Source organism: Bacillus sp. ISL-7 (assembly GCF_018613065.1).
In genome coordinates, this window is the sequence record NZ_JAGGQW010000049.1 from 1 (window position 1) to 24,987 (window position 24,987).

Genomic DNA, 24,987 nt, shown 5'->3' on the forward strand with positions numbered 1-24,987 from the left:
GAATGGGCTAAGATTGAATGAATCTTGAAAGGAAATCATTTGTATACCACCTAAAATGTTTTATTACCACAATTATAAAATAAAAAGCAGTTGAAGAGTTGATAAAATCAACCTACAACTGCTATAAAACAAGGGACTTTTTCAGTGCCCTCGAGTACGGGGCCGAGGAGGCTCCCCGGCACGCCCGCGGAAAGCGAAGTGCCTGGAGCGCAAATCAACAGACATGTTGCAAAGCCTATATATTAATAATATTATAATAAATTAACGCGGTGAATGGTTAAAATTATTGTAGAAAATAAGAGGCTGTCGAATGTTTCGACAGACTGGGTGATCATTTGATCACTCTTTTTTATTATTTAGTCTATTTGTCAAATAACAGACAAAATACTAAGGAGATTTCGTGACGCAGTCTGCTATTTTAATAGTAAGAACTTTGAGAGGAATTCTAAAAATAATTATTATCATTATGACCACTGTACTTAGAAATTGAATGAATCTACAATTACTGAAAAGTGAAGAATGATACAGTCGATTATATATTCTCGATCATCCTCTATCATAAAATTGGAAAGGAAATTAGTTGATGTGGTGATTATTTAATCTTTACGAACAATGGATTTAATGGGTAAAATGGATTTCGGGATGCTTTGTAAAAAGGGAGCAATCATAATGAAATTAATTATTGCCGAAAAGCCGGATCAAGGGTCAACCTTAGCATCAATCTTTAAACATAAAAAACAAAATGGTTTTATCGAAATCTATCCAAATGATATTTTTCCTAAGGGAGCTTATGTGACTTGGGCAATTGGTCATGTATGCCAATTAGTCTCTCCCGAAAAATATCAGCAAGGCTGGAAAAAATGGTCGTTAGATAATTTACCAATTATCCCTGAACAGTTTGAATACGAAGTAACGAAAGATAAGGCAAAACAATTTGCAGTCATAAAAAAGTTAGTGTCTGATTCTAATGTAACTGAAATTATTCATGCGGGTGACGCGGGGCGCGAAGGTGAACTAATTATCCGCAATATCCTCAGGTTAACAAAATGTCACAAACCCATGAAAAGGCTGTGGATCTCGTCGTTAACAGCTAATAGCATTAGAGAGGGTTTTAAAAAGCTGTTGGACGAGCAAGAAACACGGAGCTTATTTTTTGAAGCCTACACAAGGGCTTGTGCTGACTGGGTGGTTGGTATGAATGCTTCACGTTTGTATAGCTTACTTTTACAAAAACAAGGATTTTCCGATGTCTTTTCAGTTGGTAGAGTACAAACACCAACCTTAGCACTTATTGTTAAAAGAGAAATAGAAATAGAGAACTTTAAGTCTGAACCCTTTTGGGAAGTTCTCGCACATTTTTTAATGAATGGAAAAAAATATACTGGAAAATGGCAGAACGATGGGGAAACCCGAGTGAATACAAAAGAGTTAGCCGAAAAAGTTGCGGCTTTTTGCAGGGATAAACCTGCCGAAGTCAGCGAGGTTCTTTCAGAAAGGAAAGAGTTCTTTCCTCCACTCTTGTATAATCTTTCCGCCCTCCAAGCCGAGGCAAATAAACGCTTTAAATTCTCACCGAAGAAAACTCTCGATGTTATGCAAAAGCTCTATCAAAAGGGAAATGTCTCATACCCTCGTTCAGATTCACGGTACGTTACAAAAGAAGAAGCGAATACTTTCCCGGAAGTCTTAAACAAATTAAGTCATATTAAAGATTACGAAAGCTTCTTCCCGTTACCATTTGCTTCGATTTCAGAAAACAAACGCTATGTGAATGAAAAGAAGGTCACAGACCACTATGCGATTATTCCGACGGAACAAATCCCTAATGTTGAGCGGCTCACTCCAGATGAGAAAAAAATCTACGATTTAGTTGTTACAAGTTTGATCGCCGCACACTACAATAAGGCTATTGCTGAATATACTACTGTGACAACATTGGTGGATGGAAGGGCAGCGTTTATCTCGAAAGGAAAGGTTCAAATTGAAGAAGGCTGGCGTAAAGTCCTGAATCCAAAAGATACCGATGATGAACCAGCACTACCAAAGTTAGCAGAAGGTGAGCAGGGTCGGACGGATAAAGTGGAAGTCAAAGAAAGCAAAACTCAGCCGCCAAAACGCTATACGGAAGGTCAATTGATTACGTTAATGAAAACGGCCGGTAAGCATATAGATGATAAAGAACTCGAAAAAATTCTGACAAAGACCGAGGGCCTTGGAACAGAAGCAACCAGAGCAGGCATCATTACAATGCTAAAGGACCGTCTATATATTGAGGTTACTAAGAATTTAGTTTATGCTACAGCTAAAGCCAAAATCCTAATTGAGGCTATTGGCAAAGAAATTTTAGCTTCACCAGAAATGACCGCAAAGTGGGAGCAGAAACTAAAGGAAATATCAGAGGGGTCTGCTGCACCAAAGCAATTTATGGAGCAAACAAAAAAGATGGTCATTCACTTAATTTCGTCAAGTATTGGTCAAGCTACTAACTGGTCGTTCTCAGAGGAGATTCGCGAAAATTTTGCACCTGGGAAGCAAAAAGGGAGGAAGCAGGCTTTTACCAAGCTGGGTCCTTGTAACAAATGTGATGGTTCAGTCGTAGATAAGGGCAGCTTTTACGGTTGTTCAAATTACCAAAAAAATCATTGTGATTTCACCATTTCAAAGAAGATATTAGGTAAAAATATTACCCAGAAGAACATTAAACTGTTATTATCAGAAGGAAAAACCGAGCTGATTGAAGGTTTTACCAATAAAGAAAAAAACTTTAATGCCCGGCTTTTTATAGACCAAACTGAAAAAAGGGTAAAATTTTTATTCGAAGAAACGACAGCAAAATAAAGAATTGTTATTTTATATAAGTGATAAAGTGCCTTGTCACTATTTTTTTTCTATAGTAAACTTTTAGTTGAGTAATTTTTTGGAGGGTATGGGATGCCAACACCAAGTATGGAAGATTATATTGAACAAATATATATATTGATTGAAGAAAAAGGATACGCTCGAGTCTCAGATATTGCCGAAGCGCTGTCAGTACATCCCTCCTCAGTAACGAAAATGGTGCAAAAACTTGATAAAGATGAATATTTAGTCTACGAAAAATATAGAGGACTTGTGTTAACAGCCAAGGGGAAAAAGATTGGGAAGCGCCTGGTCTTCAGACATGATTTACTTGAACAGTTCCTCAAAATCATCGGTGTAAAAAATGAAAATATATATAACGATGTCGAAGGGATTGAACACCATTTAAGCTGGGATTCAATTGATCGAATTGGTGACCTGGTTCAGTTTTTTGAAGAAGACCAAAAGCGTATAGAGGCATTAAATGAAATACAAAAACAGAATGAAAGTGATTAATAAAGAAGCACCTAGCAGTAATTGCTAGGTGCTTTTAATACAAATTTGGGAATTGATCAAAAGATTGGTCGCTCTCTGGGATTAAAGACATTCTGCCATGCTCTTCCTCAATAGCCTGAACCCCTTGAATTAGGCCATTTTCTGCCTCTAATATTGCCTTTCGGTAAGAAATGATTCGTCCCTCGGAAGTGACAAAATTGATAATTTCCCCAAAGTAATTACGGTGAAGTGCCACAATTGATTCCATGAAAAGTCTCCTCTAAAATTATTATTAAAAGCAATACCTTGCTTTTTTCTATATTCTTTCTATTTTTTCAAATAATAAACAAACAATCATATAAAAAAAGCATCGGAATTTACCCGATACTTTGTGTTAACCCCAAAAAAAAGGGGTTTCCTGGTATACATAATAATTAAGCCAGTTTGAAAAGAATAAATGACCATGAGAACGCCAGCGATTAATTGGCGGCTGGGTTGGATCATTATTTGGAAAATAGTTCTCCGGTATATGGATTTCAAGGCCTTTGTTCAAGTCTCTTTCATACTCTTGGGCCAGTGAATCTGATTCATATTCCAAATGTCCAGTAATCATGACATGCTTTCTATCCCGAGAGGCAATTAATAAGGCACCTGCATCTTCAGAGGCGGCTAATAATTTTAATTCTGGATTCTTTTTAATTGCTTCAATCGATACATCAGTATAGCGAGAATGGGGAGCATAAAACTGGTCGTCAAACCCACGCAGCAAAGTGTCATTTGGTTCGAAAATCCGGTGAGGATAAATACCTGAGCATTTTCGCTGTAACTCAAATTTATCAATCCGATAATGATAGTTAAGAGCAGCCTGCGCACCCCAGCAAATATGTAACGTCGAAGTGACATTTTGATTGGCCCAGTCCATAATCTCAGTTAATTCCGACCAATATTTAACTTGATCAAATTCTAATAGCTCTACAGGGGCACCAGTAATAATCATCCCATCAAATTTTAGGTTTTTCACTTGGGAAAAGGTGGTGTAAAACTGTTCGAGATGCTGTTTACTCGTATGGGTGGATTCATAAGAGTTGGTTTTTAGAAAATTGACATTTACTTGTAAAGGCGAGTTCCCTAATAGTCTTAAAAGCTGTGTTTCTGCTTTTTCTTTTTCAGGCATTAAATTCAGAATGAGGATATTTAATGGTCTGATGTCCTGAGCAATAGCACGTTCATTATCCATAATGAAAATATTTTCGTGTTCGAGAATTTCCCTCGCTGGAAGGAGTTTTGGAATGTTAATTGGCAAGTGATCAGCCCCTTTCTTCAGGTTAATTAGGCGTATTTCTAAATACTACATCCATTTATATAACTACCTACGATAAGGAGTCAATGAATATTTGAAATATTTGATATTTATATTATAAACATTATTGTAAATTCAGAAAAGTATTAATTAATTTGTCATAATTAATAATCGGATTGAAAGCGCTAATTTGTTACAATGAAACCGTAAGTCCAATTCTAAATGCTGAATGCGAGGGATAAAGGTGGTATTAAAGACAGAAGTGAAATCAGACATTGATATTGCACAAGAATCAAAGATGAAGCCAATTGTTGAAATCGCCGAAAAAATTGGTTTGGAAGAGGATGATCTAGAACTTTTTGGTAAATTCAAAGCTAAAATCTCAAATGAAGCTCTTGCTAAACTCAAAACGAAGAATAGCGGAAAAATTATCCTTGTCACTTCCATTAATCCAACACCAGCAGGCGAAGGTAAATCGACTGTGACAGTTGGACTGGCAGATGCTTTTAATCGGATAGGTAAAAAGACAATGATCGCAATTAGAGAGCCTTCACTCGGCCCAACTATGGGTATTAAGGGTGGGGCGACTGGCGGTGGATACTCGCAAGTTCTGCCAATGGAAGACATCAACTTACATTTTACTGGAGATTTACATGCGATTACGACTGCAAATAATGCCCTCGCCGCATTAATCGATAATCATCTTCAACAAGGAAATGAACTTAACATAGATCAACGGAGAATAGTTTGGAAACGGTCCCTTGATTTAAATGACCGTGCACTAAGAAAAGTTATTATCGGTCTTGGTGGACCCCTTCAAGGTGTTCCAAGGGAAGATGGCTTTGACATTACGGTCGCATCGGAAATTATGGCGGTTTTATGTTTAGCAACAGATCTAAAGGATTTAAAACTACGATTATCACGGATGGTTGTTGCCTATAATTATCATAAGGAGCCGGTAACGGTCGGTGACTTAGGTGTGGAAGGCGCATTAACGTTATTGTTAAAAGATGCGGTCAAACCAAATCTTGTTCAGACAATTGAGCATACGCCTGCTCTTATTCACGGCGGTCCGTTTGCAAATATTGCCCATGGGTGTAATAGCGTCATAGCAACTAAAGCTGCAGCTCAGTTAGCGGATTATGTTATCACTGAAGCTGGCTTTGGAGCAGATTTAGGTGCAGAAAAGTTTTTACATATTAAATCAAGAAGTGCGAGGATTCAACCAGAAGCAGTTGTTATTGTTGCGACTATTCGTGCCTTAAAAATGCATGGGGGAGTAGCAAAAAGTGAGTTAGCTAAAGAGAATATTCCATCACTAACACTTGGTTTTGCAAATCTAAAAAAACACATTGAGACAATCAATAGCTTTGGATTACCAGTAGTTGTTGCTGTTAACAAATTCATCACTGATACAGAACTTGAAGTAAAAACATTACTTGAATGGTGTGAAAGAGAGAATGTTCCTGTTGCCTTAACCGAAGTGTGGGAAAAAGGCGGAGCAGGAGGCATCGAGCTAGCTGAAACACTTTTGGCTGTCATTGACAAGAATGAAACCAATTTTAAGCCTTTATACGACCTATCTGATCCGATTGAACAGAAAGTTAGAACAATTGTCCAAAAGGTTTACGGTGGAAAAGATGTAGAATTTTCTTCAAAGGCTAAAAAACAATTGATTGATTTTGAAAAATTCGGCTGGTCTAATTTAGCTGTTTGTATGGCGAAATCTCAATATTCCTTGTCTGATGATCCTGTAAAGTTAGGTAGACCAACGGATTTCAGCGTGACGGTCAGGGAGTTTAAACCTTCGATTGGGGCTGGATTTATCGTTGCGTTAACTGGAGATGTTATGACCATGCCAGGGCTGCCGAAAAAACCTGCTGCCTTAAATATGGATGTGGATGAAAACGGGAATGCAGTTGGGCTTTTCTAAATCAAAAAAGAAAGTAGCAAAATTTGAACCTAGATAACTGTCTAGCGCAAGAGGCCGAGCGGGCGCTTGCGCTTTTCTTAAGAGGAGAGTAGATGGGATATGTTTGATCCGACAGCCTTTGATAACATGAAAGTGGTGATTGAAGGTGCACTTTATGATTTAGATATTATCGGTGAGATTGTTATTACGGACCGAAACGATCTAATCAACATGGCTAAGATGTCTCGGAAATTTGATGTATCTTTCCGTTTACCTAAAAGCAGTATAATAGCGAATATTGAAATGACATCAAACCTGGTTAATCTAGCAGCAGAGCTTTTACCGGCCTTACAATCAGAACAGAAGGCAGGGTGTCATTTAAGGCTTCAATTTTTAATTGAACATAAAGACATGGAAATAGACTTTCATGCGGTTGAAAACATCCTACTAAACGTATGGGGGTCCACGCGAAAGATAACTCAAATTGTTCAGTATCGACCACTTGAAATTGTACGAAAGCAGACTCATGTGATTAATGTTGATTTTGATCGATTGATTCGGGAAGACCAAGTGGATGATTTGGTTGAAATGACTGAGTTTATCATGACAACTCTTAAGCAACTGAACAGGGAATTTTAGTAATATGAAGCGAAACCAGCTTTTTATCCAAAGCTGGTTTTAATTAGGTCTTTAAAATATTTACAATATTCAAATTTTTATGTACGATTAATTTACATATCTGTTCATTTTTTTATAAAAAAGGGGAGATGACGTTGGTCAAAACGGCTTGGGTCACAGATAGTACAGCCTATTTAGACGAAGAATTAAAAAATCATCCAGATTTATATACCATTCCACTAACGATCTTACTTGATGGTGAGGAATTTTCTGATGGGATTGACTTAACCCCTGCTCAATTATTCGAGAGATTAAAGCAACTTAAAAATCCACCTAAAACATCGCAACCTTCCATTGGAGCCTTTCAAACATTATACGAACAACTGTCTAAGGATTACGACCAAGTTGTCGCCGTTCTTTTATCAGGAAAATTAAGTGGCACGGTATCCTCGAGTGATCAAGCTGCAATGCTTGTTGAGATTCCGGTAACCACCTTTGATTCCAATATCCTAACCTATCCAATGACGGCTTTACTTAAAGAAGGAATAAGGCTGCTTGAAGCAGGCGCTAGTCTTGAATCAGTAATCAGTCAACTCGAAAGAATTAAGAAAACCAACGAGACCTATGTTCTTGTTGGCAGTTTAGAACAGCTCCACCGAAGCGGCAGAATGTCAGGCTTGAAATTCTTTCTCGGCAGCATGCTTAACGTTAAACCAATTATTTCGATCGAAGATGGTGCGCTGAGTGTGAAAGAAAAAGCAAGAAGTGAGAAAAAGGCAAAGGAAAAAATATTGGATTACTTAAGGTCATCCTACGAGCAGCATCATTTTAAAGAGGTATATATTTTATATGGATTGCACGAGGGTCACGCAGCTAATTGGAAGGATGAATTAAGAAAGGAATTTCCTCAACTAGAAATTAACTGTTGTCCATTAGGCGCGGTAATCGGCGTGCATGCAGGTGAAAATACCCTTGGCATCAGCTGGCATAATGAGTTGAAATAACTTACTCCCAAACTGAGCATACTAAAATTGCATTAAATCTTAGATGAGAGGGAGATGCGCCATTAGTAAGCAAGGGAGACAAAATCCGAACCAAACAAGAGAACAAATTGAAAAGCAAGACAAACGAAATGATATTGAACTTGGAAGCGAGTTTCAAATTGGTAATAGCAAGTCGCAAAGTCAGAAAAAAAGCGGACGCCAAGCTAACAAAAAATAATCCCGAACATTCGGGGTTATTTTTTGTTTGTTTTTCATGTTAAAATAGCAAGGATAAAGGTAGGTGCTTTCAAGCAATGAAGAATCCGATAATTGTGCTAACAGAAGAATTTGTCCGTAATGAATTAGCTGAAGATGCGACAGGCCATGATTGGTTCCATGTCGACCGCGTTCGACGGAATGCGTTACATATTTGCAGGGAAGAAAAGACAGGAGAGGCGTTCATTATTGAAATGGCTGCATTACTCCATGACATCCCTGATGAAAAGTTGAATGAAAGTATCGAAAAAGGTGAAGAAAAATTGGAAACCTTTTTGCAAACAATTCCGCTAACAGATAATGAAAAAAAACATATAAAACAAATTATCGCAACGATTTCCTATAAAGGCGGCATAAACAGTGAGCTCTCAACGATTGAAGCCAAAATCGTCCAGGATGCAGACCGATTAGATGCGATTGGAGCCATCGGGATTGCGAGGGCGTTTGCCTATGGCGGTAAAAAAGGACAACCAATTTATAACCCCGGCATTAAGGTTCGAAACGAAATGAGCTTAGAAGAGTATCGAAAAGGTAAATCAACAAGTATTCACCACTTTTATGAAAAGTTGCTTAAATTAAAAGATTTACTAAATACAGAGTCTGCCCGAGAAATGGCAGAAAGCCGTCAACAAATGATGGAAACCTTTTTAGAACAATTTTACCAAGAATGGGATGGACAAGAATGAAAATGCTCACAGGAGAAAATGTTTCGAAAACGTATGGGGAAAAACAGCTCTTTAACAATATCTCGTTCACGATTAAAGAAAAAGATCGTGTGGGATTAATCGGGATCAACGGGACCGGTAAATCATCATTATTAAAAATTATTGCAGGACTAGATACTCCTGACGAAGGAAAAATCATCACAAGTAAAGACTATTCCATTACATTTTTAGACCAACAGCCGGAGTTAGACGGTGACAAAACGGTCCTTGAACAAGTCTTCCATGGCGATGCTCCCATCCTAAAACTAATGCGTGCTTATGAAAAAACTTTATTAGAACTGAATCTTTCTCCAAATGACACGAAAGTCCAAGAAGACCTTTTTGAATTACAAAAGCAAATGGATGCTTTAAATGCTTGGGATGCTAGTACCAATGCAAAGTCGATTTTAATGAAATTAGGGATTGAGGAATTTACAAAAAGAATCAGTGAACTTTCGGGCGGACAGAAAAAGCGCGTCGCATTAGCTCAAGTATTAATCGCCGAGCCGGATTTACTTATTTTAGACGAACCTACGAACCATCTTGATTTTGATTCGGTAAAATGGTTAGAGGATTATTTAAGTAGATACAATGGCTCGATCTTGCTTGTCACACATGATCGCTACTTTTTAGATCGGGTTGCGAATCGGATGTTTGAGCTCGATAGTGGTCAATTATACAGTTATAAAGGGAACTATGCCGCCTTTTTAGAAGCAAAAGCGATTCGTGAAGAAAATGAGGCAGCTACCTTTGAAAAAAGTAAGAATCTGTTCCGCAGGGAGCTCGAATGGATTAGGCGTGGTGCAAAAGCCAGGTCTACAAAACAAAAGGCGAGGATTCAACGTTTTGATGAGCTCGATGAAAAGGTTTCGAGTGGGCAGTCATCTTCTGAAAAGATGGATATCTCGTTAAATGGCAGTCGGCTTGGCAAGCAGGTATTTGAACTGAAGGATGCTTCCAAGCGATACGGAGCAAAAACGATTTTAAATCATTTTGATTTACTTGTGAAGCCGGGGGATCGGATTGGTATTATCGGGAAAAACGGAACCGGGAAATCAACCTTATTAAATATCCTCGCAAAACATATCCCCCTTGATGAGGGTGAGTTTATCATGGGGCAAACGGTGAAAATCGCTTATTATACACAGGAAAGTGAAGATATGGATGAAAATAAGCGGATGATTGAATACATTAAAGAGACGGCCGAGATTGTCGAAACATCGGATGGGAAAACGATCTCTGCTGCTCAAATGCTTGAACGCTTTCTATTTCCTCCATTTTCGCACGGTACCCCAATTCGAAAGCTATCGGGCGGAGAAAAACGACGTTTATATTTGTTAAAAATATTGATGACTGCACCAAATGTGTTATTGTTGGACGAACCAACCAATGATCTCGATACCCAGACACTGACGGTACTTGAAGATTATTTGGAAGATTTCCCGGGAGTGGTAATCACTGTTTCTCATGACCGCTATTTCTTAGATAAGGTGGCTGAACAGCTTCTCGTACTACAAGGGGAAGGTACGATAGATTCATTCTTTGGGAATTATACAGAGTATCTTGAGAAGGAATCAGCGCTTGAAGCACGAAAAACAGTCGCAGTTTCGGCCAAGCCAACTAAACCGGTTGAGAAAGAAAAAAAGAAAAAAATGACTTATCTAGAGAAAAAAGAATGGGAATCAATTGACGAGGATATTGCGAAAACAGAGACCCGCATTGAAGAAATAGGTGTTGAAATGGCGAAAACAGGCAGTGATTTTACGAAAGCACAGGATTTGATGAAGCAAGAAAACGAATTAAACGAAAAGCTTGAGTACTTAATCGAACGCTGGTCATATCTGGCAGAGCTGGCCGAAAAGGAATAAGAGTGCGTCCATGGACGTACTCTTTTTCTTCAAGCATATCCGGTGATTGAAACTTATCGAATATGATAAACTGGATAAAGAAATCATAAGAATTAGGTGATCTTTTTGAAAATTAAGGCGATTGAACCAACGCCAAGTCCGAATACAATGAAAATTAATTTAGATGAAGAACTTCCTATGGGGAAAAGCCATAATTATAAAAAAGAAACAGCAACAAATGCGCCAGCCGTTATCCAATCCATCCTTCAAATCGAAGGCATCAAAGGCGTGTACCATGTCGCAGACTTTCTTGCTGTCGAGCGGAATGCAAGATATGATTGGAAGGAATTATTACCTCAAGTTCGCCAGGCATTTGGAGAAAAAGCGAATGAAACTGCAAACACAGAAAAAATAGATGAACATTTTGGTGAAATTAAGGTTGAAATCCAAATGTTTAAGGATATTCCACTCCAAGTAAAGCTTACCGATGGTGCTACTGAAAGACGGTTTGGATTGGCGGAACACTTTTTAAAGGCAAGAGAAAGGGCACAGCTTCCTGAAGATAACTATATCTTATTGCGAAAGTGGCAAAATCAGGGCGTTCGCTATGGAGATTTTGACCAAATTGGCAAGGAGGTAGTCGATGAACTCATTGCCGCGTATCCACTGGAACGATTAGAAGAATTAGTTACAAATGCTCAATCAGCAGAATCTACTTCAGAACCAAAAATTAATCTTTCTCGCAAAAAGGTAACATTGGAGGATTTGCAGAATCCCGATTGGCAGATTCGCTATCAACTCCTCGAGCAAATGGATGATCCGGAACTAGAGGATTTACCCGTACTTGAAAAAGCATTATCTGATGAAAAGGCTTCGATTCGAAGGCTTGCAACAGTGTACCTAGGCATGATCAAAGAGAAAGAGGTACTTCCGCTTTTATATCAGGCATTGAAAGATAAAACTGTGACCGTTCGAAGAACCGCGGGAGATTGTCTATCAGATTTAGGGTTTCCAGAAGCAGCCGACGAGATGATGGAAGCATTGCAGGATAAGAGCAAGTTAGTTCGCTGGCGGGCAGCTATGTTTTTATATGAGGCAGGCGATGAAAAGGCCCTTCCAGCGTTAAAAGCTGCCGAAAATGATTCGGAATTTGAAGTCAGTTTGCAAATAAAAATGGCGATTGAAAGAATTGAAGGCGGTAAAGAAGCTAAAGGTTCTGTTTGGAAGCAAATGACTGAATCAAGGAAAGCGACCGAATAAAATTGCAAATAGCTAATAGATTAGGTATTCTAAAGTGGATGAACCGAAACGGAGTGATTTAAAATGTCAAATGCTTATGATGAATATATGAAACAAATGGTTTTACCGATGCGCGAAGAATTAACAAGAGCTGGCTTCGAAGAGCTACCTACTGCACAAGAGGTAGAACAATTTTTGGAAAATGTCAGCGGAACAACGCTGGTTGTCGTAAATTCTGTGTGCGGATGTGCTGCTGGATTGGCTCGTCCTGCTGCAACGCAAGCGGTGCTAAATAGCGAAAAAAAGCCAAACCACCTAGTAACAGTTTTTGCTGGACAGGATAAAGAAGCCACAGCGAAAATGCGTGAGTATTTCGAAGGTATTGCACCATCATCACCATCTATGGCATTATTAAAAGATAAAAAAGTCGTTCATTTCATTCCTAGACATGATATTGAAGGAATGCCGATGGAAACAGTTATGCATAATTTACTTGGGGCATTTGAAGCCCACTGCTAATTAGGATGTCAACCGACATCCTTTTTCTATGATTAAATTGTGATTTTTAAACTGTTTTTTTCCATTTATAAGAAAAAAGAAGTATAATATTTTGTATAATAACTAATTTTAGAAAAAATAGATTATACATAATCTTGCTAAGAATAAGGTGAAATGAAAAATGAACAATTGGCTTCGTAAAACGTTATTTGTATTAGTATCTGTTTTAACTTTTGGACTTGTTACCCCCACACAATTAATCAATACGGTAAATGGAGAGAATCTTGCCGATCGTGATGCCTTTGAAGCGCCATCGACCGAAAGTCACTTTGGACAAACAAACACGTTTATTGAAGAATCAGATTTTGACAAAGAAAAGTTTATTGAAGAATTAATAAAACAAGCAGAATTCCAGTCATATCAAAAATTTGGTCCAAGGATTAAACCAGTCATCGAAAATGAATTTCGGGAAATGATTTTACCAAATATCGAAACTGCACTTGAAGAAATTGCTGTCCAATTTCCTGAAGAAGATTTGAAAAATCTCACCATAACCGAACATCCTGGTGCCGGCCTTTCTGAAAAAATCTTTAATATTAACAATCGCGCTATCGGTAAAGAAATACTTCGTTTTCATGTAAGACGAGATAATCCACCGCAAGCAGGTTACTGGTTTAATTTTCATTACCACACCTACCATGATAATTTCCAGAACCATCATGAGTTAGGGTCTATTTTTTGGGCTAAAAATACACCACCTAAATGGATGAGTTAATGTGAATTTGCTTATTAGCAGGAAAAAATTTTATTATAATAAATGAAACCTTTTTATGACAAACTCGTAAATAGACTATTACCTAAATTGGAGGAATGAAAAATGGCAGTAAGTTTATCAAAAGGTCAAAAAGTTGATTTAACAAAAACCAATCCTGGTTTAACAAATGTTGTGGTTGGATTAGGATGGGACACAAACAAATATGATGGTGGAAATGACTTTGATTTAGATTCATCAGTTTTCCTATTAGGAGAAAATGGAAAAGTTACAAATGAAAGTGACTTTATTTTCTATAATAATCCACAAGGAGCAAATGGAGCTGTGGTACATACTGGAGATAATCGCACAGGTGCTGGTGATGGTGATGATGAAGGCATTAAAGTAAGCCTTACAACTATTCCAGCCAATATTCAGCGGATTGCGTTTACCATTACAATTCATGACGCAGAAAGCAGAAATCAAAACTTTGGACAGGTTTCAAATGCCTATGCCCGCATTTACAATGAGGCAAACGGTGAAGAATTGATTCGCTATGATTTAGGTGAGGACTTCTCGATTGAAACAGCAATTGTTGTTGGTGAATTGTATCGCCACAATGGTGAATGGAAATTTAGTGCCATCGGCAGTGGGTATCAAGGCGGATTAGCTGCACTTGCAACTGACTTTGGACTATCGATAGGTTAATATTTCAAAATGAAGAGACCCAATCAATAATGGGTCTTTTTACAAAAGCTTTGTTAACAATATGTCTAGCTGCTGCGCCTAGGGGCTCTATGGTCTACAGCCAATCCATCATGGAGGTTAAAGTACAACCTTCATGACGGAGTCTTATGCTTGCCCTGAACAAGGCGCTTCCGCTTTTCTATTCTAGGAGGAATTACTTTAATGTCAGTTTTGAATCATATCTTGGACACCTATGCGCAATTTTTTGATTTGAATATGTGGGGTAAAATATTAGCCGATCCAGTCAGCTGGGGACTTATTGGGACACTTATTATTTTAGAAGGATTACTTTCTGCTGATAATGCGCTTGTTTTAGCCGTTATGGTTAAACATTTGGAACCTAAAAAGCGTAAGAGAGCCTTGTTCTATGGTTTATTAGGAGCATATATATTCCGATTTATTGCGATTGGAATCGGAGTATACTTAATCAAGTTTTGGGTCATTAAAGCCCTTGGTGCCGCGTATCTTGCTTGGTTAGCGATTAAGTATTTCATCGATAAGCGTAAAGGTGATACTGGTCACGATGATGAGGAAGCAGCAGGAATTAACCAAGGCGGCTTGCTAATACGCTTATTTGGTACCTTTTGGGGAACGGTAGCTGCCGTTGAATTAATGGATATTGCATTCTCAGTAGACAGCGTTCTTGCGGCATTTGGGGTCAGCAATCAGGTATGGATTTTATTTGTAGGTGGGATCCTTGGTGTGTTAATGATGCGTGGCGTTGCCGGAGTTTTTCTTACACTAATCGACAGGATTCCTGAACTTGAAACCACCGCTTATATCTTAATCCTAATCATTTCTATTAAGATGGCACTAACCTTACCGTTATTCAACATCCATATTGAATCATTACATTTCTTTATTATTCTAGCCGTAACATTTGGAGCTACCTTTATTGTTCACTTCATGAATAAGAAAAAGGAAACTAGCAAAGAAAATTAAAAATTGTTGACTAAAAAGGGGAGCTGACGAGAGTCCGTCTCCTCTATTTTTTACCTTTAAAGAGGAGAAAGTGGTTATGGAATTTTTTACATACTTATACGAAAATGAAATTAAAGGATTCTTCTTCCAAAAACCGCAGGCTTTTACTAAATATTCTCACCGTGAACTACTGTCCTATGGTTTAGGCGCCACGCTTTATATGCCTGCCACACGCCCTAATATTCATCAAGAAATCCTCTCTAAGAAGCATGAAGGTTTAACCTCCCTTGTCATCGACTTAGAAGATGCTGTTGGTGATAACGAGGTAACTGATGCTGAAGCAATGCTTATCAGTGAATTATTAAAGTTATTATTTGAATTAAATAAAGGCTTTTTGAGCTATACAGATCTACCGCTTATGTTTATCCGAATCCGAAACCTAGAGCAGTTAAATCGGGTTACCGAACAATTAGGGGATGCAATAAGTCTGCTTACTGGGGTCGTGCTTCCAAAATTCAGTGCTGAAATTGGAGAAGAATTATTAATGGAAGTACACCGATTACATACAAAGGAGCACCCATTTTATGCTATGCCGATCTTGGAGACAGCAAAGGTCATTCAAAAAGAAACGAGAATGGAAGAATTAATGAGTATAAAGAATCTTCTTGATCGCTACAAGGACATTATTCTTAATGTTCGGATTGGGGCTACTGATTTTTGTGGATTATATGGAATACGCCGTAGTGCGGATACTACCGTTTATGATATCGCTGTCTTAAGAGATTGCATTTCAGATATTATCAATGTCTTTCAACGCTTTGATAGTTCCTACGTTGTATCGGGTCCAGTTTGGGAGTATTTTTCTGCGAAAAAGAGAATGTTAAAGCCACAGCTTAGGCAAACACCGTTCCGAGAACGGTACGGGGATGAAGGGTTGAAATGGAGAGCAAAATTAATCAATGAACATATGGATGGTTTAATCCAGGAAATCTTAATGGATATTGCAAACGGAATAACAGGAAAAACGATTATTCATCCTTCACATATCAAAGTAGTGCAAGCCCTAAATGTTGTTTCCTACGAGGAATTCATTGATGCTAGCAATATCATAAATGCGGCAAATGGGGATATTGGCGTTTTGAAAAGTAATTTTGCTAATAAAATGAATGAAATAAAACCTCATTATTATTGGGCAAAGAAAACCATCTTAAAATCACAGCTGTACGGGGTGTTACATGAAGAATTCACAACCATTGACCTTATCAAAAAAGAAGTATATGTATAATATCCTAGACTCCATTGAAACAGAGATAGAAGTTTCTGAAAATCCGTATGATTTGACACTAGAAGAATTATTTACAATGGCAGCTAGAATAAATAAGAAACGGTCGTTTTTGTTTGTAAGTAAAGTGCTTGGTAAACACTTACCAATTGATCCCAATAAAGGACTCCAAACTGGAGCACTTCTTGGTGCGAGATTCCTTGAAACGGTAAAGGAGATAAAATGTTTAGAAACTGAGAGTCTATTAACCTCCTTTAAAAATGGAGAATTATATCAGAGTAAGGCCTTTATCCCTGACAATATTCGTCCTGTAGTGATAGGATTTGCTGAAACCGCCACATCACTTGGGCATGCTTTTTTTGATTGCTTTAACTCGGCTGAATACTTTCATACCACTCGAGAAGAACTCGAACAGGTGAAACCAAAAATTACCTTTGAAGAAGAGCATTCCCATGCGACATCACATCGTTGTTTTATTCCGTTAGAAATGATACAAAATGAACGAGAGATCATCCTCGTTGATGATGAACTAACAACGGGTAAAACCGCTTTAAATATTATCCAATCGATCCATGCTAAATTCCCAAGACATGTTTATACCGTTGTTTCCATTTTGGATTGGCGTTCAGAAGAAAATCGAAATGGTTTTATCCGTCTTGAACAGGACCTGGGGATAAAAATCAATGTGGTAAGCCTTTTGGCTGGTACAGTACAGGTTAAACAGCATAATGAAATGAATAATTGGTCAATAAAAGAGGAATCGAACAAGCGCGTGGAGTCCTCTGTCGAACAAATAGACCTATCACCTTTTTTTACCATGACCCTCTATTCAGCCAATAACCCGATGAATAAGGCAGCATTTATTAAAGAGACAGGTCGATTCGGCCTAAGCAGTACGGAAAATAGGAGTCTTCAACAGAAAACCTCTGAAGCTGCGGCCGTTTTAAACAAAAAAAGGATTGGAAAAAGGACACTTTGCCTAGGAACTGGAGAGTTTATGTATCTTCCGATGAAACTAGCTGCCGAAATGGGTAAAGGTGTTTATTATCAATCAACAACTCGAAGCCCGATTTTTATCGAAGACAAAGTAGGATATGGAGCGAGGTATGGTGCGTCTTTTCCTAATCCTGAAGACCAAGATATTACTCACTTTTTTTACAATATTCCACCAGGATTCTACGATGAAATATTTATCTTTTTTGAAAGAACAGTAAAGTTAGAGAATCTTCAACCATTACTGAAAGAACTAAATAAATTACAAATAAAGATGATAAGACTTGTCTTTTTTTCTGAATATCGAGGTGAACAAGTTGAAAACCACAATCAATAAACCGGCAAAGATCGGAAGCTATAATGCGGAGGATGTTCAATTTCTATTAAAGGATTTAAGTGATATAAAGCTAGAGGATTCGACTGAAAATCGGGAATTGATGGTTCAATCAGGTGTTCACTACAGCGAATCACTGCCAATTGAGTACCAGCCGCCAAAGGCGTATGTGGATTTATTTTGGGAAACCTTACAGGAATACAAACAAAAAGTTGCCCTATGTATTGGTGTTGTGGCTGAACAAATCTATCAATCTAAGGGTGATAGGGCCGTACTTGTTTCTCTGGCTCGTGCAGGAACGCCTGTGGGGATATTAATAAAAAGGTATATACACATGCATTACCATGTATTATTGCCGCATTACAGTGTTTCAATTATCCGCGACAGAGGGATTGACGAAAATGCACTTCAATATATACTTAGCCAACATCCAGAGGCTGATATTCAATTTGTTGATGGGTGGACAGGTAAAGGGGCAATTTCGCTTGAATTGACTAAAGCCTGTCATGATTATCAACAAAAATATGGGATAAACCTTGACGACACATTAGCAGTCATCGCAGATCCAGGTTATTGTACCACTTTGTTCGGAACCCGTGAGGATTTTTTAATTCCTAGTGCATGTCTAAACTCAACTGTTTCTGGGTTGGTGAGCAGGACGGTTTTAAATGATCAATATATCGGGAAGGATGAATTCCATGGAGCTAAGTATTACGAGGAATTGATTCCTGTTGATGTTTCCAATGAATATATTGATTTGATTAGCAATGAATTTGTAAACATTGCAAGCGAAGCGGCGGAGATAGCTACACATAAGGAAAATGAGAAAATAGAAACTGGATTCTTGGGGATGGAGGACGTCAAGCGAATTCAATCTGAGTTTGAAATTGAAAGTACCCATTATATCAAACCAGGAGTCGGAGAAACAACAAGAGTTCTGCTTCGCAGGGTTCCATGGAAGATACTAATGCGCGATCCGTCAAGTCCATTTGTCAAACATATTCTCATGCTTGCCGAAGAAAAGGGTGTAGAGGTTGTACCATATCCAAATTTAAAGTATTTATGCTGCGGCTTAATTAAGTCGGTTAAGGGGATTAAAAAATGATCTTTGCATCTGACCTTGATCGTACATTGGTTTATTCGAAACGGGCTATTGAAGAACTAGGAGAACTAGATAAAACAGTCTTAAAACCCGTTGAAAAAAAAGATAATAATTGGGTTGCCTATATGACAGAACGATCCTTTTTTGCTTTAAAAGAGCTATCACTAACTAGTCTTTTTGTTCCGGTTACAACGAGGACAACAGAGCAATTTAACCGTTTCTACATTTTTAAGGAGGAGATACAGCTAAAATATGCAATTACTTCAAATGGGGCCAATATTCTTAATAAAGGTGAAATAATGAAAGATTGGTCGACCTATATTTTTCAGCGCATGAACGCGGAATCGGTTCCCCAAAATGAGTTGCTTGCGATTTTAAAAAGAGAAGGCTTTCATTTTGATGGGCAAATAAAGCAGGCGGAGAATTTATTTTTCTACTTCATCTTAAACAGTCTTCCTCCTGCTTCAGATCGAAAAGCGATTAATGATTTGGCTGTATCATATGGTTGGAGGATCTCCATTCAGGGGAGAAAGCTCTACTTTATCCCTCTTGCGATCAGCAAAGGGGATGCACTTGAATTTATCTCTAAGCGAGAAGGTATGGAAGTCATTGCGGGTGCGGGGGACTCCGTACTAGATTGGGACTTTCTGAAAAACTGCCAATATCGATTTGTCCCAGCCCATGGTGAGCTTGCTAGGGTGTCAGGCACTAGTAATTTTACACTTACAAAAAATTATGGTGTTAGTGCAGGGGAGGAGATTACCCAACAATTTTTACAGCTGCAACAACTTATAGTTTAATCTATTTCACTTTTCGGTTAAAAACAAATAAGTATACGCAAGAAAATAAACTATAGCATCCAATAAAGAATAGAATCGACATGGCTAGTGAATGCAATGTTGAAGAAAGCAGCATCGTAAAGATTAAGCTAAACACAAATAAATCTAGGTAAATAAAAACATCGGAAACCATCACTTCCATCACGGTATTTAATTCTTCCTGAATGTGTTCTATCCTAGGCCGCTTATATAAAAATCTCATTCGAGTCACCTACTTTAACGTCAGTACTCAAATAGTATGTAAGGACAAGGAAAAAGGTGAAAAATGAGGAAATGGTGAAAAAGACGAAACATTTTTTTATGACATTCGTATAAACAAATGAACCAATTAAATAACTATGATATGATGTTATGGAAACCTTACATAATTTTCTAGCGCTAGAAAAATAGCTTTCTTTTTTGAGGAAGGGATTATGAATGCATCCATCATTAAATCAGCTAATCGCCCATCCAGTATCCCTTTCATATGAAAATTGGCACGCCTTGCTGAAAAAACCGCTACCTGAACGGCCAAATTATTCATTAGAAAATGGGAAAATTCACATTGGGCAAGTACTTGGAAAGTTCCTTGGGATACCAATCGATACGGATACCTATTATAACCAGCTTTTTGATTATGTTAATAATGAGGAATGGAGACTTCATTTGCTAAGTGAGGAATCACTAGATAAAACAATTAACAACACTCACTTTCAATCCATTCAAAAAGTCATAAATATTAATCGTGAACAAAAGCTGTCCATCAACCGATTTACGGCTTTTCTAGATGGGGAACAGTTATTATTGAAATCAAAGGTACCGGTAATCCATAGGAAGATAAGAGAAGCGATGATCGCAACACTGGAGTTGTACGCAAAACTTGAAGGGGACGGGCTAAAGAACCACGAGCTTAGGCGGGTGCTTGTTGACATTGTTAAATGGTCCATCAATCATTTACAGCCCGTTTTGGAGAAGGCTGATCCACAAATCGAAATGCCTAGATTTTTGTGGTACGGCGACTTTAAGAAAAGCCACCAATATTTTTTATATTATTTAAGCAGGCTTGCCTGTGATATTGTTATTTTCCATCCAGAAGGTAAGGATATTTTAGAAGGTATGATGGAGGACCCAATCTTCTCGCATCAATTTCAAAATAAGCTGCCTGCGGAACCGTTCCCGAAGGAAAAGCGCAGTCGTAAGGCAACGGTTGCATATAGAGCTTCAAAAGAAATTGAAACGATTTTAAACCAAGAGGGTTCAGGTCTTTATAAACCATGGCAATTAAGAGATTATACTCCGTCCTCGATTACATTAAAAACGACCTATGATGAACTATTTATTCTTGGGAAAGAAATGGCGATGGTCAGACCAGATTTTGAGGTGGGGAACCAACAAGTCAAAATACCTTCTATCTTTGCTAAAGTACAGGGTGTTAGTAAAAATCGCAAAGAGTACTGGGACCGTCTGCAATCACTCAGTGAATTAGAGCATAGTTTACTGATTCGCCGTTTGCCAATCACGATGACAAGCACAAGTGATTTTCGCTTTCATTATCGAAATGCCCTTGATAAGGATGGCTTAATTAATCCGGCTACTATGATGCAAGCACATTACTGGCCATATTCCTTTTTATCTTCAGGATTACAAAAAGGAATCGCTAATGCCGTTAGGAGAATCTGTGAAAAACCAGGTTTAAAGCCCTTCCCTAAGGAAAGTATAGAAGACGTAAAAATGTATTTATTTACACAGGCCTTGTTTATGCCAAAACCCATCATTCAGTTAATTGAAAGATTTGACTACTCGCAACATATACCTAAATTAATCATTTATAATAATGAATTAGCAGGTATACTCTCAAGGTCAGATGCAGCACTTATCTTGCTATTAAATCAATTTGGTATTGATATCATCCTGTATAATCCTCCTGGTCATAATGATATTGAAAATTTCTTGGACGAACGTTTATTTGATAAGCATTGGCTTGAAGACGTTGTTTTTGATTTAGAATTTAAAGAACCGTCTATTTTTAAAAAAGGGCTTTTTCAAGGAATCTTAAAAAATTTAAGGGGAGATTAATAAGTGACTCTTACGCCGAATCCATCAAGCGGTTTAAAGCCAGCAGGTACGGATGACATCCTAACAGAAACAAAAGTCTCTGACATTAAACTTGCACTTCGGAAAGAACCAGAAATTCAAAATTTAGCCCGCACGATTGATGAGCGTGACCAAATCCAAGTTTTAGAGTTTGGGAAGGAACCAGCCGTCCAAATTTCCCGTTTTTCGGATCAGATATTAAACAATATGAAGACTTCAAAAGTGGAGGATTCTGGTGAACTGCTTAAACAACTGGGCCGGATTATGGATAAGTTTGATGCTAAGGACTTTCAAAAAACTTCAAGTGGATTTTTTGGTAAGCTCTTTAAAAAGGGTGAAAAAGTGGTCGAAAAGCTGTTCGGCAAATACCAAACCATGGGCTCCGAGATTGACAAGGTATACATAGAAATTTCGAAATATCAGCATGAAATGGTTGATGCAACAAATATGCTCGAGCAAATGTATGAGCAAAACTATCAATACTATTTAACGCTTGAAAAGTATATTGTTGCGGGTGAGATAAAAGTTGAGGAACTAAAAAATAATCAACTTCCCCAGCTTGAATCCCGAGCTGGAGCAGGTGATCAACTTGCCTCCATGCAATTGGACTCGCTGAAAAATGTCATTGAGTTATTAGAACAACGCATCTATGATCTAGAAATGGCCAAAATGGTCTCACTGCAGACTGCTCCGCAGATTCGTCTTTTGCAAAGAGGAAATACGAAACTGATTGGAAAAATCAATTCGGCATTTGTGACGACCATCCCGATTTTTAAAAATGGTCTGATTCAAGCGATGGCGGCGAAAAGACAAAAGCTGGTTGCTGATTCAATGAGTGAACTTGACCGTAGGACAAATGAAATGCTTCTGAAAAATGCGCAAAACATTTCCCAGCAAAGCACGGATATTGCTAGGCTTGCCGGAGGTCCAAGTATAAAAATCGAGACGATTGAAGAATCTTGGAATATTATCATCAAAGGCATGCAGGAAACAAGGGCTATCGAAGATGAAAATAAACGGATGCGGATTGAAGGCACCAAACGTTTAGAACAACTGCAAAATAACTTTAAACAGTTGAAACAATCTTAGTTAATATATAGATTTTGCTTTACTAAATTTCTTATTGGGGTGATTGAATTGGCTATTAATTTACAAAAAGGGCAACGTGTTGATTTAACGAAGAGTAATCCAGGATTATCTAAAATCATGGTAGGTTTAGGTTGGGATCCAGTACAAAGCGGCGGTGGCGGCGGCTTATTCGGCGGTTTATTCAGCGGCGGTGGTGCAGCTAATATAGACTGTGATGCTTCCGTTATTATGCTTGGTGCAAACGACAAGCTCCAAAACAATAAGGACGTTGTTTACTTTGGCAACTTAAAGAGCAATGACGGCAGTGTACAACACTCAGGAGATAATTTAACAGGCGACGGAGACGGTGATGATGAGCAGGTAATGATCGATTTAAGCAGAGTACCGTCCAATATTCAGAAACTTGTTTTCGTTGTTAATATCTATGACTGTGTGAAGAGAAAGCAGCACTTTGGGATGATGAAAAATGCTTTTATCCGAGTCGTGAATCCTGGAAACAATCAAGAGCTCATCCATTATAATTTATCAGATAATTACAGCGGGCTAACATGCCTTGTGACAGGAGAAATTTATCGTCACGGCAATGACTGGAAGTTTGCGGCAATCGGCAGCGGTACAAATGCAGCCAGCCTAAGTGAAGTTGTTCGTTCCTTTAGTTAGATAAAATAATAAAGTTCAAATAGAGGTGATACGTTTGGGTATTAACTTAGCAAAGGGACAAAGAATTGATTTAACAAAAACGAACCCTGGGCTAACCAAGGTAATTGTTGGACTCGGCTGGGATACGAATCGTTATCATGGTGGAAATGACTTTGACTTGGATGCATCCGCGTTTTTAACAGATGCGAATGGCAGAGTTATCCAAGATTCCGACTTTATTTTTTACAATAATTTGATTCACTCTTCAGGCTCTGTTGAACATACGGGTGATAATCGAACCGGAGAAGGCGACGGCGACGACGAGCAAATCAAGATTGACTTTAGTAAAGTTCCCACGCATGTGCATCGAATTGCGATTACTGTGACTATTCATGATGCGGACGCAAGATTCCAGAATTTCGGCCAAGTTTCTAATGCCTTTGTTCGGTTGGTTGACGAAGATACTAATAATGAGGTCTTAAGATTTGACCTTGGCGAGGATTTTTCGGTCGAAACAGCGGTTGTTATTTGTGAACTTTACCGCCATAACGGTGATTGGAAATTTAACGCGATTGGCAGTGGTTTTGCAGGTGGATTAGCCTCCCTTTGCCGAAATTATGGATTAGAAGTTTAAATTTATTAAAATTGTGAAGCTGCCGTATTCGGCAGCTTTTTGCCTTTATTCCCCACTTTTGGCTTGTAAATTCAAAATAACTAACTAAGTCCTATGTTATAATTCATTTAATATATTGAATTATTAGGGGATGATAATTTGCGTAAATCGGTAATTACTCTACTAATCGCTGGTTTGTTTCTATCATCCATAACTACATCACAAGCTTCTTATGATGGTATTTTGCTTGGAGATTATCCTAGAAATTCGCTAATCTACCAATCACTTAAAGATGATCGGTCAGTAGCACTTTTAGATCAAATAATTGTATTACCAAAGGAGCACTTTGATCAACAAGAAGCGGCTGCTATGATTTCCAGAATCAATTCTTTACCTTTCTCCCTTTTGAAAAAAATAAACAATCAGGGAATTAACCTGAAACTTTTTAATGGAAAGCTGACGGATAATCCCACTGCAAGGCAATTAGCTGGGCAGGTTCCGCGGGGTTATACATCTAACGTAACCTGGGATGATGTCCCTGGGATTGGAGGATCGAAGGTGGTCCTTGTTAAGATTGGTTTCAGTGAATCAGGAAAGGGTCATAGTTCTGTAAATCTAGAATTACATGAGTTGGCCCATTCGATCGATCACTATGTGTATGGGGAGATTAGTGGTTCCAAGGACTTTATGAGCGTATGGGAAAAGGAACATGAACAATTATTTCCGGGAAACAGCTATTTTTTATATCCGGAAGAATATTTTGCTGAGACCTTCGCAATGTACTATTTAAATGATGATACAAAAGAACTATTACGGAAGAAAGCACCAAAAACATTTGAATTTTTGAAACAGCTATCGCTTCACTAATTTGCCCTTGATTGTTAAAATAGATAA

The 24,987-nt window shown here is 38.1% G+C and carries 24 protein-coding genes; 21 read left to right on the top strand and 3 right to left on the bottom strand.

What is annotated here, in order from left to right; all coding sequences use genetic code 11:
* Positions 1–669: 669 nt before the first annotated feature.
* Both J7E66_RS20145 and mntR read left to right on the top strand, forming a co-directional pair.
* Positions 670–2,838 (top strand): DNA topoisomerase III, encoded by a 2,169-nt coding sequence (locus J7E66_RS20145; protein WP_215003142.1) that lies wholly within the window; start codon positions 670–672, stop codon positions 2,836–2,838.
* Between the two features lie 93 nt (positions 2,839–2,931).
* Complete coding sequence (gene mntR / locus J7E66_RS20150; RefSeq protein ID WP_215003144.1) at positions 2,932–3,354, top strand: transcriptional regulator MntR; 423 nt, start codon at positions 2,932–2,934, stop codon at positions 3,352–3,354.
* A gap of 34 nt (positions 3,355–3,388) precedes the next feature.
* Here mntR and J7E66_RS20155 read toward each other — a convergent pair whose 3' ends face one another.
* Together J7E66_RS20155 and metA are read right to left on the bottom strand one after the other, a co-directional pair.
* Positions 3,389–3,601 (bottom strand): DUF3892 domain-containing protein, encoded by a 213-nt coding sequence (locus tag J7E66_RS20155; protein ID WP_215003146.1) that lies wholly within the window; start codon positions 3,599–3,601, stop codon positions 3,389–3,391.
* 126 nt (positions 3,602–3,727) lie between these two features.
* On the bottom strand, positions 3,728–4,636 hold the full coding sequence (metA, locus tag J7E66_RS20160) for a homoserine O-acetyltransferase MetA (RefSeq protein ID WP_215003148.1): 909 nt from the start codon (positions 4,634–4,636) through the stop codon (positions 3,728–3,730).
* A gap of 226 nt (positions 4,637–4,862) precedes the next feature.
* On the opposite strand from metA, the gene J7E66_RS20165 reads away from it, so the two are divergent.
* The 14 genes from J7E66_RS20165 (at position 4,863) to J7E66_RS20230 (ending at position 19,640) form a co-directional block, all read left to right on the top strand.
* On the top strand, positions 4,863–6,566 hold the full coding sequence (locus J7E66_RS20165) for a formate--tetrahydrofolate ligase (protein WP_251033034.1): 1,704 nt from the start codon (positions 4,863–4,865) through the stop codon (positions 6,564–6,566).
* Positions 6,567–6,665: 99 nt separating this feature from the next.
* Positions 6,666–7,184, top strand: a complete 519-nt coding sequence (locus J7E66_RS20170) for a hypothetical protein (protein WP_215003152.1) — start codon at positions 6,666–6,668, stop codon at positions 7,182–7,184.
* Positions 7,185–7,318: 134 nt separating this feature from the next.
* Entirely contained in the window at positions 7,319–8,167 is an 849-nt protein-coding gene (locus J7E66_RS20175; protein WP_215003154.1) for a DegV family protein, read from the top strand.
* Positions 8,168–8,460: 293 nt separating this feature from the next.
* Positions 8,461–9,108, top strand: a complete 648-nt coding sequence (locus J7E66_RS20180) for an HD domain-containing protein (RefSeq protein ID WP_168244844.1) — start codon at positions 8,461–8,463, stop codon at positions 9,106–9,108.
* Positions 9,105–10,994, top strand: a complete 1,890-nt coding sequence (locus tag J7E66_RS20185) for an ABC-F family ATP-binding cassette domain-containing protein (RefSeq protein WP_215003156.1) — start codon at positions 9,105–9,107, stop codon at positions 10,992–10,994. The genes J7E66_RS20180 and J7E66_RS20185 overlap by 4 nt, the downstream gene beginning before the upstream one ends.
* 105 nt (positions 10,995–11,099) lie before the next feature.
* Positions 11,100–12,233 carry a conserved virulence factor C family protein gene (locus J7E66_RS20190; protein ID WP_215003158.1) on the top strand — a complete coding sequence of 378 codons (1,134 nt, stop codon included), beginning with the start codon at positions 11,100–11,102 and terminating at the stop codon, positions 12,231–12,233.
* Between the two features lie 63 nt (positions 12,234–12,296).
* The gene (locus tag J7E66_RS20195; RefSeq protein ID WP_215003160.1) at positions 12,297–12,731 is read left to right on the top strand and encodes a BrxA/BrxB family bacilliredoxin; all 435 of its coding nucleotides are present in this window, start codon (positions 12,297–12,299) and stop codon (positions 12,729–12,731) included.
* A gap of 160 nt (positions 12,732–12,891) precedes the next feature.
* Positions 12,892–13,485, top strand: coding sequence for a YpjP family protein (locus tag J7E66_RS20200; protein ID WP_215003162.1), 594 nt, complete (start codon positions 12,892–12,894; stop codon positions 13,483–13,485).
* 102 nt (positions 13,486–13,587) lie between these two features.
* A complete protein-coding gene (locus J7E66_RS20205; protein ID WP_088088708.1) occupies positions 13,588–14,169 on the top strand; it encodes a TerD family protein in 582 nt (193 codons plus the stop codon).
* Between the two features lie 201 nt (positions 14,170–14,370).
* The gene (locus tag J7E66_RS20210; RefSeq protein WP_215003164.1) at positions 14,371–15,150 is read left to right on the top strand and encodes a TerC family protein; all 780 of its coding nucleotides are present in this window, start codon (positions 14,371–14,373) and stop codon (positions 15,148–15,150) included.
* A gap of 76 nt (positions 15,151–15,226) precedes the next feature.
* Positions 15,227–16,414 carry an HpcH/HpaI aldolase/citrate lyase family protein gene (locus tag J7E66_RS20215; protein ID WP_215003166.1) on the top strand — a complete coding sequence of 396 codons (1,188 nt, stop codon included), beginning with the start codon at positions 15,227–15,229 and terminating at the stop codon, positions 16,412–16,414.
* Positions 16,365–17,741 (top strand): phosphoribosyltransferase family protein, encoded by a 1,377-nt coding sequence (locus J7E66_RS20220; protein ID WP_215003168.1) that lies wholly within the window; start codon positions 16,365–16,367, stop codon positions 17,739–17,741. The genes J7E66_RS20215 and J7E66_RS20220 overlap by 50 nt, the downstream gene beginning before the upstream one ends.
* Positions 17,722–18,843: a cysteine protease StiP family protein gene (locus J7E66_RS20225; RefSeq protein WP_251033035.1), complete on the top strand. Its 1,122-nt coding sequence runs from the start codon at positions 17,722–17,724 to the stop codon at positions 18,841–18,843. Before J7E66_RS20220 ends, J7E66_RS20225 begins: the two co-directional genes overlap by 20 nt.
* Positions 18,840–19,640 (top strand): HAD family hydrolase, encoded by an 801-nt coding sequence (locus J7E66_RS20230; RefSeq protein WP_215003170.1) that lies wholly within the window; start codon positions 18,840–18,842, stop codon positions 19,638–19,640. The genes J7E66_RS20225 and J7E66_RS20230 overlap by 4 nt, the downstream gene beginning before the upstream one ends.
* Position 19,641: 1 nt before the next feature.
* Here J7E66_RS20230 and J7E66_RS20235 read toward each other — a convergent pair whose 3' ends face one another.
* The gene (locus J7E66_RS20235) at positions 19,642–19,881 is read right to left on the bottom strand and encodes a hypothetical protein (RefSeq protein ID WP_168244836.1); all 240 of its coding nucleotides are present in this window, start codon (positions 19,879–19,881) and stop codon (positions 19,642–19,644) included.
* Positions 19,882–20,096: 215 nt separating this feature from the next.
* On the opposite strand from J7E66_RS20235, the gene J7E66_RS20240 reads away from it, so the two are divergent.
* From J7E66_RS20240 to J7E66_RS20260, 5 genes are all read left to right on the top strand, one after another.
* Positions 20,097–21,734 (top strand): YceG family protein, encoded by a 1,638-nt coding sequence (locus tag J7E66_RS20240; protein ID WP_215003172.1) that lies wholly within the window; start codon positions 20,097–20,099, stop codon positions 21,732–21,734.
* Between the two features lie 3 nt (positions 21,735–21,737).
* Positions 21,738–22,841 (top strand): toxic anion resistance protein, encoded by a 1,104-nt coding sequence (locus J7E66_RS20245; RefSeq protein ID WP_215003174.1) that lies wholly within the window; start codon positions 21,738–21,740, stop codon positions 22,839–22,841.
* Positions 22,842–22,889: 48 nt separating this feature from the next.
* Complete coding sequence (locus tag J7E66_RS20250) at positions 22,890–23,501, top strand: TerD family protein (protein ID WP_215003176.1); 612 nt, start codon at positions 22,890–22,892, stop codon at positions 23,499–23,501.
* Positions 23,502–23,535: 34 nt separating this feature from the next.
* On the top strand, positions 23,536–24,114 hold the full coding sequence (locus J7E66_RS20255; protein WP_088088701.1) for a TerD family protein: 579 nt from the start codon (positions 23,536–23,538) through the stop codon (positions 24,112–24,114).
* Between the two features lie 138 nt (positions 24,115–24,252).
* Entirely contained in the window at positions 24,253–24,960 is a 708-nt protein-coding gene (locus J7E66_RS20260) for an anthrax toxin lethal factor-related metalloendopeptidase (RefSeq protein ID WP_215003178.1), read from the top strand.
* Positions 24,961–24,987 lie beyond the last annotated feature (27 nt).

Excerpts from the sequence above, each read along its gene's own strand:
- J7E66_RS20145 (WP_215003142.1), top strand. The coding sequence starts at position 670 with ATGAAATTAATTATTGCCGAAAAGCCGGATCAAGGGTCAACCTTAGCA.
- mntR (WP_215003144.1), top strand. The coding sequence starts at position 2,932 with ATGCCAACACCAAGTATGGAAGATTATATTGAACAAATATATATATTG.
- J7E66_RS20155 (WP_215003146.1), bottom strand. The coding sequence starts at position 3,601 with ATGGAATCAATTGTGGCACTTCACCGTAATTACTTTGGGGAAATTATC.
- J7E66_RS20165 (WP_251033034.1), top strand. The coding sequence starts at position 4,863 with ATGCGAGGGATAAAGGTGGTATTAAAGACAGAAGTGAAATCAGACATT.
- J7E66_RS20170 (WP_215003152.1), top strand. The coding sequence starts at position 6,666 with ATGTTTGATCCGACAGCCTTTGATAACATGAAAGTGGTGATTGAAGGT.
- J7E66_RS20180 (WP_168244844.1), top strand. The coding sequence starts at position 8,461 with ATGAAGAATCCGATAATTGTGCTAACAGAAGAATTTGTCCGTAATGAA.
- J7E66_RS20185 (WP_215003156.1), top strand. The coding sequence starts at position 9,105 with ATGAAAATGCTCACAGGAGAAAATGTTTCGAAAACGTATGGGGAAAAA.
- J7E66_RS20195 (WP_215003160.1), top strand. The coding sequence starts at position 12,297 with ATGTCAAATGCTTATGATGAATATATGAAACAAATGGTTTTACCGATG.
- J7E66_RS20200 (WP_215003162.1), top strand. The coding sequence starts at position 12,892 with ATGAACAATTGGCTTCGTAAAACGTTATTTGTATTAGTATCTGTTTTA.
- J7E66_RS20205 (WP_088088708.1), top strand. The coding sequence starts at position 13,588 with ATGGCAGTAAGTTTATCAAAAGGTCAAAAAGTTGATTTAACAAAAACC.
- J7E66_RS20210 (WP_215003164.1), top strand. The coding sequence starts at position 14,371 with ATGTCAGTTTTGAATCATATCTTGGACACCTATGCGCAATTTTTTGAT.
- J7E66_RS20215 (WP_215003166.1), top strand. The coding sequence starts at position 15,227 with ATGGAATTTTTTACATACTTATACGAAAATGAAATTAAAGGATTCTTC.
- J7E66_RS20220 (WP_215003168.1), top strand. The coding sequence starts at position 16,365 with ATGAAGAATTCACAACCATTGACCTTATCAAAAAAGAAGTATATGTAT.
- J7E66_RS20230 (WP_215003170.1), top strand. The coding sequence starts at position 18,840 with ATGATCTTTGCATCTGACCTTGATCGTACATTGGTTTATTCGAAACGG.
- J7E66_RS20235 (WP_168244836.1), bottom strand. The coding sequence starts at position 19,881 with ATGAGATTTTTATATAAGCGGCCTAGGATAGAACACATTCAGGAAGAA.
- J7E66_RS20240 (WP_215003172.1), top strand. The coding sequence starts at position 20,097 with ATGCATCCATCATTAAATCAGCTAATCGCCCATCCAGTATCCCTTTCA.